Raw genomic sequence first — 17348 nt, 5'->3', positions numbered from 1 at the left:
ACTGATTTGTAGAGTATAGCAAACCTATGGAAAATATGCGTAACTTCTTAAAAAGCTGGCCGGGTCGGCTGGTTTTGGTAGGTACTTTGATACCGATGGCTTTTTTGGGTGTGGGTACCTTTGGTGGACACGCCATTCAACCAAATGAGCTAATTAAAGTCGGTAATCAGGTGGTAGATGTCGCAACCTTTCAAGCGGAGGTTAATGCTGAGCGTAATGCTTTGATTGAACAGGGTGTTGATGCCAGCTTGATTAATGAACACGCACTACAGCAGCTGATTTTAAAGCGATTAACGGATAAAGCATTGCTTGAAAATCAGGCGTCATATTTGGGTATGACGGTCTCTGATGAGATGATTACGCAGATTTTACAACATTATGAAGTTTTTCATGACAATGGGCAATTTTCAAATGATCGTTTTGCAGCTTATCTGCAACAAAACGGACTGACCAAAGATGTTTTATTTGCCATAGAACGACTGCGATTAAGCTTGCGTCAGCTGATTACTGGTATCGTTGGTACGGCAATTTATCCAAATAGCGAAGTCTCAAAATTGATTGATTTGCAATTAGAGGCGCGTGAGGTTTGGGTGCATCGATATCATTGGCAGGACTATGTTGATCAAGTGCAAATCAGCGATGCACAAATTCAAGCCTATTTTGATGAACATCAAGACAAGTTAATCAAGCCTGCGACAGTGGATCTAAGCTACATTGAATTAGACCCAAATGTATTGAGTGTTGGTACGCCCACCGAACAAGAGATCAATGCACAGTACGCCAACTACCTTCGAGAAAATGGCATAACGGATGGTCGGGAGTTGGCACAGATTTTATTGACAGGTCCAGATGCTCAAAATCGTGCTGCCAAAATCCAATCAAAACTCAATGCTGGCGAGTCATTTGAAGCTTTGGCAAAAGCTCATTCTGATGATCCAAGTGGCTCAAATGGTGGTGTGATTGGTAGCTTTAACCCATCAGTATTTGGGGAATATGCTGCCAGTGTTGAGCAGGCTTTGTCAGGTCTGAGCGTAGGTCAGATCAGTCAGCCTGTCCAAACAGGATTTGGCTATCATATTTTTAAGGTGACTAAAGTCAGTAACGATACACCAAATATTGCGAGTATGCGTGATCAATTGATGGATAGAGCTGCCAAACTTAAGCGTGATCAAGCCTTTGCAGATTTATCTGCCAAGATTAATACGATGGCAACTGACGGCATGGGCGTGGCTGATATTGCCAAAGAAGCTGGCGTACAAGTCAAGCAAATCATTGCCTATCCACAAACCAACAATACGACTGCATTGCCACAGCCAGCAGTAATTGCTGCTGCTTTTGATGATTTTACCATTCAAGATCAAGGCGTCAGCCCAAATATTTCTTTGGGTGAGAAAAATGTTTGGGTACAGCCAACCAATTATGAAGCAGAACGCCCATTGACATTTGATGAAGCCAAAGCACAAATCAAACAGACACTTGCCAAACAAAAAGCCATTGAGCTTGCGATGGCAGATGCCAAAAAAGTGGCTGATGAGGCTAAAAATTCAGGTGTGACCGCTTTGATGACTACCTCTGCCAATATTGGTATGACCACACGCATGAACCCCTTGTTAAGCCCACTTGAGCTTGCCAGTTTATTCTTAAATCGCAGTGCAGAGGGGTATGATGTTTGGGCAGTGCAAACCGAAGAGGGTGCAAGTGTGATCGTTGGAGGTGTTGTCAATGACAGCAGCGAATCCCAGCTTTCAGCCACCGACCGTCTGCGTGCTGTGGCGGTGATTCGAGATAATGTCGGTGCCGACCAGTTGGAGGACTATGTGCATTATTTGCGTGAAAGCAGCGAGCTTGTTATCAACCAAGATGCACTCAAGGCACAGTAGTTTTAACCAATCGTTGACTATAGTTTTTAACAGATAAAAGCCCAAAATTTTGGGCTTTTAATTTATATCGTTTAAAGAGTGATGGGTGTATCGGATACACACCATCGATTTTGGTCGTCTCAATGGCGGAAATGACGCATACCTGTAAAGACCATGGCGATACCATGCTCATTAGCAGCGGCAATCACCTCTGCATCACGCATTGAGCCACCTGGCTGAATGATGCATTTGATGCCAGCAGCAGCGGCATTATCAATACCATCACGGAAGGGGAAGAATGCATCAGAGGCCATCACCGCACCCTCAACAACAAGCCCTGCATGTTCTGCTTTAATTGCAGCAATGCGTGCTGAATTAACACGGCTCATTTGACCTGCACCCACGCCAATGGTTTGATGATTTTTGGCATAAACAATGGCATTGGATTTGACATATTTGGCAACTTTCCAAGCAAAGAGCAAATCATCAAGCTCGGCATCTGATGGCACACGCTCGGTGACAACTTTTAGGTCTGATTTATCAATCATGCCCAAATCTTGATTTTGGACAAGTAGACCGCCATTGACTCGTTTTAGGTCAAATTGAGCTGCCCGCTGTGTCGGCTGTGGCAACTCACCACATACCAAGATGCGTACATTTTTTTTGCTGCTTGTAATTTCTAGAACACCTTCAGCGATGCTTGGTGCGATGATGACTTCAACAAATTGACGCTCAACGATGGTACGGGCGGTATCACTGTCTAATTCTCGGTTAAAGGCAATAATGCCACCAAAGGCAGATTCAGGGTCGGTTGCATATGCTAAGTGATAAGCATCTAAAATACCGTTTTCTGATGTTGCAACACCACAAGGATTGGCATGTTTGACAATCACACAAGCAGGCGTGGTAAAAGATTTGACACACTCAAGTGCCGCATCGGTATCAGCAATATTATTATAAGACAACGCTTTACCTTGTAATTGCTGTGCAGTCGCAACAGACGCTTCTGTTGCATGATCATCTACATAAAAGGCTGCTGACTGATGTGGGTTTTCGCCATATCTAAGCTCTTGTGCTTTGGTGAATTGGTGATTAAAAGTGCGTGAAAATTGAGTGGTTGCAGTGGCATCATCACTGGGTGCCGTCTCTTTATCCACTGGTAAGCGTGCACCTAGCCAGCTGGCAATCATACCATCATAGGCGGCAGTGTGTTCAAATGCTTTGACTGCCAAATCAAAACGAGTGTTGTGGCTTAAATGACCTTGGTTTTTTAGTTCATCTAGGATGCGTGAGTAGTCATTTGGGCTGGTGATAATACCAACATGGGCATGATTTTTGGCGGCTGAGCGTACCATAGCAGGCCCACCAATATCAATATTTTCAATCGCATCAGACATAACAACACCGTCTTTGGCGACCGTGTTGGCAAATGGATATAAATTCACGACAACGATATCAATGCGATCAATGCCATGTTCATTCATAATGGCATCGTCAATACCACGACGGCCCAAAATACCACCGTGAATTTTGGGATGTAGGGTCTTAACACGACCATCCATCATTTCAGCAAAACCTGTATGGGCAGAAACCTCAATGGCGTCAATCCCATGTTCTTTTAAGAGTTTAAAAGTACCACCTGTGGATAAAATACCAAAGCCGGATTCTACCAAACCTTGGGCAAATTCAACGATTTGCGTTTTATCTGAGACGGATAATAATGCATAATTTTTTGTCATAATTACTGACCTAATTCCCATAATGAAAGATGCGTAAGTTCAATTCAAAAAATGCATATGCCTATTTGCATTTTTATGATAAAAAGATGATACGATGAGTTGTCGCATATGCTGATGGCAATAAAATAATACCATTTCTTGGGATATTTATAAAGACAAATTGGGGAAATTTATGAAAAGTGATCATAATCAGAAATTTTCGGGATAAATCGGTAATTTTTTGGTCAATGGCACAATTTTAACCATATCTAACAACTACATTGATAAAATTTACTCAATAAGTTTACCTATGATCAATGGCGATTTGGTCATGGTGAAAGACAATCACTTGAGCGGTAAAATGGTTTAAGTGATAAAAAACATCAGCATCAGTAATATGACTGATGCTGATGCTGTTTTATACAACTATGGTGAGATTGATTTTTAAGTAAAATCTTGCGATTTATGGCTTAAAAGTGAAAACCTGCACCAACTGCCGCCCCTACATGGCCTTGGGTATCGGCTGAACCATTGATTTTAAATACCCATTGACCATTATCCGACAGCTTCGACAGTCCCACTGCCACCGCACCTTGACCGTTGTGGGTGGCAATACCCCCGGTAACCATGGATCTGCCAGGAATGTAGGCTTGTGGCATGGACGCCATCGCCATCGCTGATGAAATCCCTGCATTGGCCTTATTTTCGTTTTGGTGGATACGATGGTCAAGCTCATTGGTTGCGTTGGCAATGCTTTGGGTGGCTTTGTACAACTGGCTACCATTGACCGCATCGGTGCTGGTGGCACTGACCTCACCTGCTGCCACATTTTGGATACGGCGTTCAGCACCTGAGGCACCCACGGAGACCGCACCAACCGCCGTTTGTCCAGCAAAGCCTTTAACCGTACCTGTGGCACCTGCTGTGGTGGTTGTACCTGCTGTGCCGTCAGATTTTTTGGCTTGTGTGCCTGCGTGTGTGCCTGCGCTGATGGCAGAGTTTGAACCTAAGGCAACCGAGTTACTTTCGGTCACGGTGATGTTATTGCCCACACCAAAGACATCGGTTTGAGTGGCATCGGTAAACTGGTTGTTATTACCCACACTGTAACTGTTATCAGCCTTAACAGTGCTTGGGTCGCCGATGGCACCAGAGTGCTTACCTGCTACCACATTGCCTGTACCGATGGCGATGGATTGATCGCCCGTGGCTTGTGCGTTATCACCGATGGCGATGGATTGGTTGCCTGCTTGGGTTTGTCTGCCTATGGCAACGGCGGCTTCACCATCTGCCTTGGCCTGGAAACCTATCGCCACTGAGTGCTTGCCTGAGGCACTTGAGTCAATGCCGTTACGCCCTTGTACCACAGGCTCTTGATTGCCATCGTTGACATGGAAGAAGCGGATACCTTGTTCATTTATTCTGTCAATGGCTTCTGCGGGGTTGTTGGTCAAATAGTTGGTCTGACCTGCGGCGTTATAAGTGGCGAGCAGGGCTTTTTTGCTGCCATCTTTTTGGGTTTTGACCCAAACATTGCTTAAATCGCCGTTAGCGTTGCCGTCTTTATCCACGCCCACTTGTACACCACCAGTGGCAAGTTTTTCGGTATCGTTATTACCTTTACCGCCAAGTACCGTGCCTGCTTTGATGACAGTGCGGTTAGATGATGAACCTGAATTTGGGTCTTTTTTGATGTCGGCAATGTTTACCTGATTGCCGTCAGCGTTATCATTACCAGCATTACCAAGACCCAACAAGTTGCGTACTTCGTTTAACTGTTGTACATTGGCAGCGTCGGTGTCTTTTGTGCCTTTGCCCACATTGCTGATGACCTTGCCACCCAGGTCCAGCCCATTGGCACTTAGCACAGGGGTGTTTGCTTTGGCTTGACCGCTTGAGTCTACAAAAGACACGCCTTTGTCATCAATTTTGGTACCACCTGCATTAACGCTGTTAAGATTGGTTAGGTCTTTGGCAAGTTTGACAGTGAAGCCATCAGTACCTGCTACCACACCGATGTTATTATCGGTTAGCTTATTGGTGTCTGTTTGCCCACCTTTGATGGTCAAAGTCTCGCCCAGTTTTTTAGCCGTTGTGCCTGTATCCCCTGCAAAGGTCAGCGGTGTTTGGGCAACGGCATTTAAATCACCCACAGTTACTGCGGCGTTTTTGGTTTTGTTATCAGAAGCGGCTTTTTCAAGTCCTTTAACAAAGGCGTTGTCTTCATTGATGCCTTGCTTTTTATTGGCATCATTTACTTGTTCTTTGTTAATGACTGATTTGACATTCATTTGAGCCAATGTGCCATCTGGGGTTTGGGCTTGGGCGACCAGTTTGTCTTTGGTAACTTCTTTGGTTTTATCAACTGTGCCATCATTTTTGGCTTGATAGTACTTGTTATCGGTACTGTCATAGATGACCTTATTGCCATCAGCATCCACATAGCTTGCTGAGCTGCTTGCTTGGCCTGCCCCTTTGGCAGTTTGGATGTCGCCAGATAAGGTGTTTAGATGAGCAACGATATCACTGGCCTTGACAAGCGCATCGCCAGTACCTTGATTGCTTAGGGCAAATTTATTAGCACCTGTGCCAGTACTGGTCAGTGTGGTGGTTTTGACGCCAAGTTTTTTATCTTTAACTTCAATGGTTGTATCATCCACATTGACATCATAGACCACTGTACTGGTTTTGCTTGTGTCATCATAGGTAACTTTGGCGGTGGTGGCATTGCCATTGGCAAAGTTGACAGTATCATAAGTTGAGACAAAGTCAACCGCTTCACCATTGCCTTGTAAGTTAAAGCCTGCGTTTAGCACATCACCAATGCTGGCGGCACGGGTTTTGTCGGTGTCATTGGCAAGCCCTTGGCTTAGTGCGTGTCCTGCACCATCATTGGTAACATTAGCTAGAGTGTTGCTTAGTCCTGTGATGGTATTTTGACCATCTTTACTGTCAATGACAATGCCTTTGCCATTATTATTACCCACGGTCAGTTTAGGCGTGGTTAAGCCTTTGGTTTGGTCAATGCCCACACGCACCACACCTTTATTTACCTTGGCGGTAATGCCGTTTTCACCTGCAAAGGTGATGACATCAGAGGTCTTTGAGGTGTCATAACTGGAGTAAGGGTTACTCACCGTAAAGTTATTACCGTGTTCATCTGCTACTGAGAATTCGTGTAATGAGTTTTGTGCTGTTTTGGCAGTACTGCTGATTTTGCTTTCAAGTTCGGTTTTTAAATCATAAACCCGACCGCCTGTCACAGCATCATTGCTGTTTTGGGCAATCTCACCTGATTGAATGTTGGTAATCTTTTTACCACCTGCGTTAATGCCGTCTTTGCTTAGGTGGGGTTTGTTTATATCAACTTGACCAGTACTATTAGCAAAGCCAATTTGATCTTTGGTGATACGGCTTGTGCCATCAATGCCAGCACCTGCAGCACCTGCAGCACCCTTATCAACCTTGGCAAACTTCACGCCATCAGCACCGACTTGGATTTGTTCGTTACCAGTGGGGTTTTTAATAGACAAGCCATCTTTGTTTAGAGTGGTGCTGTCGCCAGCTTTAAGACCGCTTTGGGTGTTAATGCCAAAGGTAACCGTACCATCTTTATTGGTTTTAATATTAAGACCGTTTTCACCTTTGAGTTTTAGGGTGTTGACTTGACCGTTTGCGCCATTTTTACCCACGGTGATGGCGTTGGTTGTATCATTATCATTTTGGACTGTAAAGGTTTGTAGGGCGGTGTCTGCTATGCCTTTGGTGGTGTGAATTTCATTGGCTAGGATGTTTAGATTGTCGGCGATGCCTTTGGCGTTAACAAGGGCATTGTCATCGGTGGTACTAAAGTTGGTTGCATTACCATTAGTACTTGTTGTGGTCAGTGTGGTGGTTTTGACGCCAATTTTGTTTTGCTTGCCATTATCGCCTGTAAGTTCAATGGTTTTATTATCCACATTCACATCATACACCACTTTACTGGCTTTGCCATCATAAGTGACTTTAGCGGTGGTGGCATTGCCATCGGCAAAGTTGACGGTGTCATAAGTGGAGACAAAGTCAACCGCTATACCATTGCCTTGCAAGTTAAAGCCTGCATTTAGCACATCGGTGATACTGGCGGCTTTGGATTTGTCGGTGTCAGAGTCACTACCAGCTGGCAAGCCTTTGATTTCACTGACATGCCCTTTGCTTGGATCGGTGGCATCGGTTAGGAGTTTTGGCAAATTTGTGATGGCTTTATTACCTGCGTTAATGCCAGTGTTGGTAATTTCAACAGTATCAACTTTTAGCTTGTCTTTATCAAGATAAGGTTTGTTTATATCAACTGTACCATTAGTACCAGCAAAGCCAATTTTATTCTGGTAATGCGAGCGGTATTTTCAATGCCAGCACCTGAATTACCGCCATTGACATTAGCAAATTTAATGCCATCAGCACTGACTTGGATTTGTTTATTATTGTTTTTAACAGTCAAGCTACCACTGTTTAGGGTGCTGTTGCCAATGGTCAGATCGCCATCTTGCTTAATGCCAAAGGTAACCGTACCATCTGCTTTACTGGTGGCAACGGTCAAGCCGTTTGTGCCTTTGAGTTTTAGGGTGTTGACGGTATTGGTGTTTTGTGTGTTATCTTTATTACCCACGGTGATGGTTTCATTTTCATCAGTTGCATCGTGTTTTTTAACGGTAAAGGTTTGTAGGGCGGTATCTGCTATGCCTTTGGCTTCTTTGATTTTATTTTGTAGCTTAGTTTCAGCATCATCTAATTGTTTTTTATTGATGGCATCGTTATTCTCAATAGCATCGCTAACATTACTGATCTTTTTACTACCAGCATCAATGCCCGTACCTTTGGTAATCTTAACATCGCCAACTTTTAGCTTTTCTTTGTCAAGATAAGGTTTGTTTTCATCAACTCTATCATCAGCACCAGCAAAGCCAATTTGATTTCTGGTAATACGAGTAGTGTCGACTATTGCTGTTGCTCCTGCATTAGTATTATCAGCAAACTTCACCCCATCAACACCATAGATGGTTTTGCCTAAGTTTTGACCGCCTGCAGGTACTTGGGTAAAGGTTAAACCACCGCTTTGTAACTCAGCGATGTTAGTACCAGTACCAGTACCATTACCTACCTTAACTTTATCGCTGGCGGTTAATGTCTCTGTCTTAACTTCAGTAAGACCGCTTAGGTTTTTAGCAAGTTTAACTTTCAGACCATCAGCGCCCTCTTTTACCACACCGATGTTATTATCGGTTAGCTTGTTCGTTTGGGCCTCACCGCCCTTAATATTTAGGGTCTCATTCAGTCCTTTTTGTACATCACCACCCGAATCACCAGTAAAAGTAATTTTACGCTTAGTCAGATCCTCCACCGCTTTAAGCTGTGCCACATTGACCGCATCGGTATCCTTAAAACCTGCACCGACATTGATGATTTTACGCTTGATATTGTTATTACCAATGGAAAGTGGACCTATACCGTTGGTGGCTTTATACGAGTTTACTTTTGCATTACCACCTTCTGGTGCATAGGCATTATTATTATTATTATTATTGACCTCAGACTCAAAACCCAGGGCAATACCTTTCGGAACAGTAACTCTAGTATTTCCACCCAAGGCTAACCCTGCATTCTGGGCAACTTGTGCATTAGAACCAATAGCGATTGCATATTCTGTTTCGGCTTTGGCGGTAAGACCCACTGCCAAGGAAAAGTCGCCTAGAGCGTGTGCCCGTGTACCAAAGGCGTTGGAAAAATGACCCCTTGCATATGACATGGTTCCCACTGCAATACTGGCATGCCCCTTTGCGTGTGTATGTTGAAATCTGCCAGAATTAGACTGTGTGGTTTGTAGTTGGCTTAATTCTGGATGTCTTTGAATAAGACCTTTAACCCAAGAACTATTATTATTCTCATTCAAATATAAGTCATCACTACCGAGGGCAATCGAGGCATGACCCTCAGCCAATACATCACCACCGATGGCGATGGACTCTTTACCTTGGGCGGTGGCACCTGATACTTTAATATTATTAGATTTGTTTTGGCTACCACCGATGGCGATAGTTTGATCGTTCTTTGCCTGAGCATTTTCACCAATAGCAACGGATTGATTACCTGTCGCCTCGGCAGAGCCTTTTTGCCCGTTTTCGCCACCAATTGCGACACTTGCATAAGCACTGCCATTGAGCGTCGCACCGATCACGAGGACAGCGAGCGCGGCAATACGGGCAAAGCTTAGCGTGCATACACTGCCAACTTGCCCTGTAGCACAGCTACCCCCCGTGCTGTGGGATTTGGCATATTCCGCCACGGCCATAAATGTGCCTGTGGCTTTGTTAAAGATGACTTTATAGATGTGATTCATGGTGGTTTACCTTAAAAAATGATACATGCTGACATAGGCATTTGATTGAAATAATTAGGGTAAATGGTGCGTATACAAGCACATCACTTGAATGAATCTGGTGATTTGGATCGTCATTCAAGCATGGTAGTAACAGTAGAACAATATTGCGATGTGATTTTTACAAAAAGCCTACCATTATGCTAAATTATAACCATATGGTGATTTAAGTCAATAGATTAGTTTCAAAACATATCAAATCATAGAGTGATTAACCCAAATCAACTCGTAGGCATCACCATTCTGATACAATAATCAGATACAATCATAATATTCTATTCATATGATACACATAAAGGGGGGGGGCAATGATTTTTACAAATGCGTTACTAAATGCGTTACTAAATTATGGTAATGATGGCAACAGTATTAAACAATGTTAAATCATATCACATGTTAAATCATGTCAAATCGTGCAGATATGGGGCAAATGGGGTGTCATCGCCATCATACGGCAGGCGAGCACACCTGCCCATATCCATGGCGATAACTGGCGGTCTAAAGTAAGTGATGGGTTTTCATTTTGGTGCGTAATGTGCCACGATTGATGCCAAGGATTTGGGCGGTTTTGGACTGATTGCCGTGCGTGTGATTGAGTGCGGCGATGAGCAGCGGTTTTTCAAATTCGGCCAAAAAAGTGGCATAGACATCATGAGTATGAGCATCGCCCAATGTCTCAAAATAACGCTTGGCGGTCTGCTCAACTTGTTGATATAGCGGTGTTGGCTTAGGTTTGTGGCTCATGGCGTATCGCTTATGGATTGGTAGGTTTGATGCCGCTTAGGCGTTGCCAATGGCAATCTTGGGCATCTGCATAACAAAATGGCGTATCAAGCGTAACATAAGGCGAGTAGGCATCGATGACCGCTTGGGTTTGGTTTTGGGTCAGGCCAGCCAGCACAATCAAGCCGCCTGTTTTGAGTAAATCATGAAACAGTGGGGCAAAACCGATCAATGGCTTGGCAAGGATATTGGCGGTGATGACATCGGCGAGCTGTGGGTTTTGGGTGCGATAGTCGTCAAACTCTGCGGGTAAAAATGCCAAAAGCCGATCATCGACGCCATTTAGGGCAGCGTTTTGGCGTGTGGCGAGTACCGCTTGTGGGTCAATATCAACCGCCAGCACTTGACGCGCGCCGAGTAGCAGTGCCGCCACGCCCAAAATCCCTGAGCCGCAACCATAGTCAATGACCAGCTTATCGCTAAGCTCTTGGGCGGCAAGCCAATCTAGGCATAGCCGAGTGGTGGCGTGATAGCCTGTGCCAAAGGCAAGCCCTGGGTCTAAGATTAGGTTAATCGCCGCTGGGTCTGGTGCTGGTAGCCACTCAGGCACAATCCACAGATTGCCTGCACACTGAATCGGCTGATAATAGCTCATCCATTCACGAGTCCAGTCTTTATCATCTAAGGATGTTAGCCAAAATCGTGTGGCATTCACCTCACTTGCGATCTTAGCGGCTAGGTTTTCAAAATGAGTGCCTGCCCAGCTGTCATCGCTGTTGGTGTCAAAGATGGCGGTAACCACCACATCACGCCACAAAGGCTCTTCACCAGGCATGGGCTCAAATAAAGGCTCATCGCCCGCATCTTCAAGTAAAATAGACACCGCACCAGCCTCATCAAATAAGGCTTCGGCAAGTTCTACGGCGGATTTTGGGCATTGTAGATGAAGTTGTTGCCAAGACATAATAAACATCCTAAAAATTCAAATAGTTGCTTGCTTAATGGCTTTATTATAGCAAAGTTTTTTGAAGAATTTGTGGCTAAATTGTGGGTCTAATATCGCCTTAAGTAAATGGTTATCATGTAACATTAAAATAGTAATAATTTTCCACATTGTGTCAAATTGTCACAAAACTATCACTGTTTTGTCACAGTTACAACTTAAAATGCAGCCTAATTTTGTTAACATAAGGGTTTGTTATGCCTAAATATAAGCTGTTATCAGCCAGCATCGCTTTTTCATTATTGATGAGCCATCAAGCTTATGCTCATGATGAAGCATTTGATAAACTGTCTACAAAGATAGCTGGCCAAAGTCAGAGCTGGTATCAACATCTTGATGCCCAGGTTGTGACACCTTTTCCCAAAAAGGGCACTTTAGAAGCAGAAGTTGATCGTAAAATTTCTTGGGATATGCAAAACAATACAACAGCAGAAAGGCTCGCCCTTGCAAAAGAGGATAAAAATCAAAGCTTTGCTCATGTTAGTCATGAATTTAGAAAATCTGCCTTAAAGGAGTTTGCTCCGCATATAACTGATGAACAGTTTGTAAATACCTTTAAAAATTTAGTATATTTATCAGCCAATGCTATCTATAGCGATGATTTTAATGTAGGCAGAATGAGAGCTTATGATTTTATTTTAAAAGACAAATATCTGCGTGGCCGCCCTTATCAAGTTATGGATAGGGAAGGCAAGTATATTGAGGGTTATGAAAATCTCAAAACCTATATTGATAGCCAAGGCAGAGAAAGAAAGAATTCATCTTATCCAAGTGGGCATACCTCCAATGGTTTTGGTCAAGCGGTTGTGATGGCGATGGCATTTCCTGAGCGAGGTCAAGAGGTATTCTCTCGTGCATTGCAGTATGGAGAAAGCCGAGTCATTGTGGGTGCGCATTTTCCAACAGATACCATGACTTCTCGACTCGCACGCTATTATTATATGGCGCAGTTGTTAAATGACGATGAGATTGCTCAAGGGTTGGTTAGGTATATTAAACAAGCCAGACAGCCATTTGAGGAAAGCTGTCAGAATGCACCATTAAAAAGTTGTCTGGAGATGCTTCCTCAAGATTTGCACGAACAATACAAAGCTTCTGATTATCACATTGGATATTATGGCACATTAAAAAGTGATGAAAAAGCAAGTCGTTTAGAACCAGAGGAAATGCCTGGTACAGCTGAGGCTTTATTAAGGTTGCGTTTTAATTATTTGGATGGCGATGCACGACGCCAAGTATTGGCTTCTACCGCTTATCCCAAAAATTCCCATGCTCACATGGGTGATTTGGATAATAAAAATCACACATGGGGCCTGATCAATTTGCCGAAAGCTTATGATGGTATTTCTCATATTTATCAGGATATAGAGACAACGACTCAGGATAAGCATTTGGATTTTGCAGGATTTTCTTTGGAAGATACCTGGAAAAATGACATCTCAGGTACTGGTAGACTGATTTTAAATCATCCAGGCGAATTAACCTTATCTGGCAATAATACTTTTGCTGGTGCAACCGTTAAGCAAGGCCACCTTAAATTTACGGGCAATAACGCATTGGCTGATGATAGTTATATCAATCAAGGAACAATGAGCGTTACAGGGCAATTCCAATCAAAAGTGGTGCTCAACCATGACGCTAAGATGATGATTGTCGGTCAAAGTGATCAACCAACCACTGTTCAAGAGATTGAACTGTCTGCCAAAGACAGCTGGATTTATGTTGCCCCAAAGGGTGTTTTTCAAGTCAATGCAAATTCCCAAGAAAATAATACCACCACCGATTCTCAAATCAGTATTCAAACATTGTCCGGTGTAGGTCATGTGATGGTTGAAGACCATTCTAATTTACATATTGATAAGTTATCTGGTGAGACGATATTTGCCATCAATCCAAGCGATGCACCTGTCAAGATAAATGAGCTAAAAGGCAGGCATGGTGTTGGTATCCCAAGCCATATATCAAAAGATAAAAATCATCAAAGCTTATTGAAAGTCGATAACAATCAAGGCAGTTTTTATTTGATTGACACAAATAACAATGTTGTTGATGCAGCTGAGCAAGGAGCATATGCTTATCAATTAGTAATGCGACCAAATAACACTTTGCAGCTTAGCCAATTTGCCAATGACAATAGCCCCATTGCATCATCAATGACTAAGACCGCCTTAAATACCGGCATGGGAAGCTTGTATACATTAAGTAGCCAAATGAATCATTTAGGCTCGATGAATAACAGACAAAGTGTTTGGCTAAATCATCGTTACCAAGAAAATAATATTAAAAGTCACAATACCCAGTTTGATTTAAAGCTTAATCAAACGACATTGGGAGCAGGTTCTAAAGTTGGGCAAACATATCTTGGGGCCTATATTAACAAAAGTGAAGGCGATGTTGATCATGTTTTTGGTGGTAAAAATGATCTTGATGCAACAGGCTTTGGTGTTTATCTTAATCGCTTATTACCAAATCAACAAGAGATCTTCCTCCAAGGCGCGTGGCAAAATGTCAGACAAAAAATACATGCTAAACAAGCCAATCATGATAATTTAACAGCAAGTATAAAGGATAATACCTGGGCGATTGCGTTGGGTGCTCAGCAGCAGATGAAATTCCACAATGTGGATTTCCAACCTTCTTTTGAAATTGGCCATATTCAAACCAATCCAAAATCGTTTAGATATGATCAGATGCCTAATTTGCAAATTAATCCAAAAAAGGCATCTATGACCACGGTAAATGTCGGTACAAAAATTTCCAAGAATTATGGGTTGTTGCAACCTTATTTAAAAGCCAAAATGTTCTATCAAGATACCAAGCAAGATTTGAACATTATTGATATGAATAATGAAGTATCTTGGTGGTCAACGGATTTATCGGGCTTTGGCTTCGCAGGTGCTTTGGGCGTGACAAGTCAAATCAACTCTAGGTTCTTTATTTCAGGAGAGGCGTCTGCTCAATATCAAGAGGAGGTAAAAACACCAATTGAAGCAAAGCTGTCGCTTAACTACCAATTCTAAATTTTCATCAATTTAATTTATGCCATTAAAATCAAGCAGATTTTAATGGCATTCTTGACTTATGTTCACCACCAAGGATTATCGCCATTTTCGGCAGGCTCATCATAAATGGGTGCATCTTCGATATACACATCTTCTGTGTCTGCGATGCCTTGTGAGCCATATTCAAGCATCTGCCGATAGATCTGCTCTTGGTATAAAATGGCACTGGCACAAGGACTCATTTGGCTTGGGCGGTATAAATCAATCACAGGCAGCCATCTGGCATCAGGGCAGCTCTCCATGGTCGGCAATCCCAATCTGCCATCCATCCACTGCCAAGTCACGCCAGTAGGTAGGGGCAGATTGACCGCCGTTAAATTCAGGCGTTTCATATAATCCATCCAAATGGGCAATGCACCAGAACCCCCCGTTAAGCCGATGGGCTGATTATCATCACGGCCCACCCAAACCACACTGACATAGTTACCGCTATACCCTGCAAACCACGCATCACGATTATCGTTGGTTGTGCCTGTTTTACCTGCCAATCCCAGATGGTTATTGATACTATCGGCAGCTTTGGCAGTGCCTGATTTGATGACCTCTTGAAGTCCACGGTTCAGCAGATAAACCGCTTGCGGTGGTGCACGAAACTGATGGCGTGGTTGGGATCGTTGTAGTACACGCCCGTTATCATCGATCACGGTACGGATGGTATGAATGGGCGTATAAGCCCCGCCATTGGCAAAAATCTGATACATGCCCAGCATCTGCATGGGCGATAAATCAATCGCGCCCAGCATGGCAGATGGATAGGGCGGAATATCGGTGGTGATGGATAAATTGCCCAGCTGTGCCTTAAACGCATCCAAACCAAGCTGCATACCGACATTAACCGCTGCTTGGTTGTATGACTTGGCAAGTGCGGTCAGTAGTGGTACGCTGCCATGAGATTGACCGCCATAATTTTTGGGTGTCCATGAGCGACCATTGACGGTATAGCTGGTTTGGGTGTCATTGACGGGTGTGGTGAGATTGTATTGACCTGATTGAAAGGCAGTCAGATAAATCACAGGCTTTAATAAAGAACCAACCTGCCGTTTGGCATCGATGGCACGATTAAACCCAGTAAAATCACTGCCTGACCCCACCAAAGCAACCAGCTCCCCTGTGGCAGGGTGAGCACTGACCAACGCACCTTGTAGCTTTTGAGTGCGACCGCCTTTTTTTCTTAGTTTACCAAGCTGATTTGTCATGGCGGTATCGGCGGCTTGCTGGGCGAGTGGGTCTAGTGTTGAGATGATACGCAGACCACGATTTTTCAGGTCTTCTGAGCGGTAGTGGGTTTTTAGCTCTCGTTGCACGGCATCAAAAAAATCAGGGAACTGCAAGCGAGCGATGGCAGGCGTTTTTACCACACCCAGTGGGCGATTGATGGCATCTTGGTGCGTGGCCGTATCAATTTTACCTGTTGCCAGCATGCTATTTAATACGGTATTTCGGCGTTGTAATGCTCGCTCGGGGTTTTTGCGAGGATTGTAGTGGCTAGGCCCTTTTGCCAAACCCACCAATAACGCATACTGCTCCAAAGACAGCTCACCAAGTGGCTTATCAAAATAAAACTGGGCAGCAATCCCAAAGCCATTCACCGACTGCTTGCCATTTTGACCCAAATTAATCTCATTCATATAAGCCAATAAAATTTCATCTTTGCTATAATGGGTTTCTAATAAAACCGCCATCAAAGCTTCATTGATTTTGCGTTTTAAGGTGCGTTCAGAATCCAGATAAAAGTTTTTAATCAATTGTTGGGTGATGGTTGAACCGCCTTGTTGCACCTGTCCGCCTGTCAGATTGGTGAATAACGCACGAGCAACCCCACGCATTGATATGCCATGATGCTGATAAAAATTGCGGTCTTCGGTGGCAATCAAGGCATCAACGAGCGGTTTTGGGATTTGTTCTTGTGTGATGAGTAGGCGGTCTTCTAGATTATCAGGATAGATGCTACCGATTTTGATGGGTTCTAGGCGTAGTATACCGCTGTTATTTGGGGCGGAGCTTTTTAGGCTTTTGATGGTATTGCGATCAAAATGAACTTCGATGAGCTGCTTTGGGTCTTTGTCGGCATCACCATAATGAAAACCTCGTGTATAAATGGTATAGACTTGGCCATTTTTTTGGTAGCGACCCGTTTGGCTGGTGTCATCATGGCTATATCTGAGCAGTTTTAGCCATGATTCAAGGTCTTTGGCGGATAAAGCGGCACCTTGATGCAGTACCAAAGGGCGTGAGTATAAGGTGGCAGGAATATCCCATTTGCGATTTTCAAATTTACCGACAACGGCGGTATTTAGATGCATGGCGTACAGCACAAATGCCGCCATCATAACAAACAAGACAATCAATAAAACCCTTGTCGCAATCAGCCCTGACTGATGACGCCAAAAAGAGCGTGGTACGGATTTTGACACAATAAAACCCCAATAAAAAAATGATACTATCGCCGAAATGGCTGGATTTTTCAAATCAAATTATGACACCAAATTGGCGAAAATGGTTAAATTTTATCACGATTGCTACCCAAATGTGTACCAATTTGTTATGTCCACGGTTATGCCCAAAAAC

The 17348-nt window shown here is 43.6% G+C and carries 6 protein-coding genes and 1 pseudogene; 2 read left to right on the top strand and 5 right to left on the bottom strand.

Annotated features, from left to right (window positions below; genetic code table 11):
- The first annotated feature begins 26 nt into the window (after positions 1-26).
- A complete protein-coding gene (locus HMPREF2573_RS04695) occupies positions 27-1880 on the top strand; it encodes a SurA N-terminal domain-containing protein (RefSeq protein ID WP_049158066.1) in 1854 nt (617 codons plus the stop codon).
- Positions 1881-1999: 119 nt separating this feature from the next.
- On the opposite strand, the gene purH is transcribed toward HMPREF2573_RS04695, so the two are convergent.
- The 4 genes and pseudogenes from purH to prmA all read right to left on the bottom strand — a co-directional run bounded on the left by purH (position 2000) and on the right by prmA (position 11679).
- The gene (gene purH, locus HMPREF2573_RS04690; protein ID WP_003659336.1) at positions 2000-3598 is read right to left on the bottom strand and encodes a bifunctional phosphoribosylaminoimidazolecarboxamide formyltransferase/IMP cyclohydrolase; all 1599 of its coding nucleotides are present in this window, start codon (positions 3596-3598) and stop codon (positions 2000-2002) included.
- Positions 3599-4047: 449 nt separating this feature from the next.
- Positions 4048-9953 (bottom strand): annotated as a pseudogene (locus tag HMPREF2573_RS04685) (YadA-like family protein).
- 537 nt (positions 9954-10490) lie between these two features.
- Complete coding sequence (locus HMPREF2573_RS04680) at positions 10491-10736, bottom strand: helix-turn-helix domain-containing protein (protein ID WP_003659339.1); 246 nt, start codon at positions 10734-10736, stop codon at positions 10491-10493.
- Between the two features lie 10 nt (positions 10737-10746).
- A complete protein-coding gene (gene prmA, locus HMPREF2573_RS04675; RefSeq protein WP_070472739.1) occupies positions 10747-11679 on the bottom strand; it encodes a 50S ribosomal protein L11 methyltransferase in 933 nt (310 codons plus the stop codon).
- A 236-nt stretch (positions 11680-11915) separates the two neighbouring features.
- Here prmA and HMPREF2573_RS04670 point away from each other — a divergent pair, with 236 nt between their 5' ends.
- Positions 11916-14738, top strand: a complete 2823-nt coding sequence (locus HMPREF2573_RS04670; protein WP_070472736.1) for a phosphatase PAP2 family protein — start codon at positions 11916-11918, stop codon at positions 14736-14738.
- Positions 14739-14803: 65 nt separating this feature from the next.
- Here HMPREF2573_RS04670 and mrcB read toward each other — a convergent pair whose 3' ends face one another.
- Positions 14804-17248 carry a penicillin-binding protein 1B gene (gene mrcB / locus HMPREF2573_RS04665; protein WP_070472733.1) on the bottom strand — a complete coding sequence of 815 codons (2445 nt, stop codon included), beginning with the start codon at positions 17246-17248 and terminating at the stop codon, positions 14804-14806.
- Between the last annotated feature and the right edge of the window lie 100 nt (positions 17249-17348).

The organism is Moraxella sp. HMSC061H09, from assembly GCF_001809255.1.
GTDB lineage: Bacteria > Pseudomonadota > Gammaproteobacteria > Pseudomonadales > Moraxellaceae > Moraxella > Moraxella catarrhalis.
The sequence above is the reverse complement of the archived record's forward strand: the minus strand, read 5'-3'. Positions and strand labels throughout refer to the sequence as shown.

Excerpts from the sequence above, each read along its gene's own strand:
- HMPREF2573_RS04670 (WP_070472736.1), top strand. The coding sequence starts at position 11,916 with ATGCCTAAATATAAGCTGTTATCAGCCAGCATCGCTTTTTCATTATTG.
- HMPREF2573_RS04680 (WP_003659339.1), bottom strand. The coding sequence starts at position 10,736 with ATGAGCCACAAACCTAAGCCAACACCGCTATATCAACAAGTTGAGCAG.
- purH (WP_003659336.1), bottom strand. The coding sequence starts at position 3,598 with ATGACAAAAAATTATGCATTATTATCCGTCTCAGATAAAACGCAAATC.
- HMPREF2573_RS04695 (WP_049158066.1), top strand. The coding sequence starts at position 27 with ATGGAAAATATGCGTAACTTCTTAAAAAGCTGGCCGGGTCGGCTGGTT.
- prmA (WP_070472739.1), bottom strand. The coding sequence starts at position 11,679 with ATGTCTTGGCAACAACTTCATCTACAATGCCCAAAATCCGCCGTAGAA.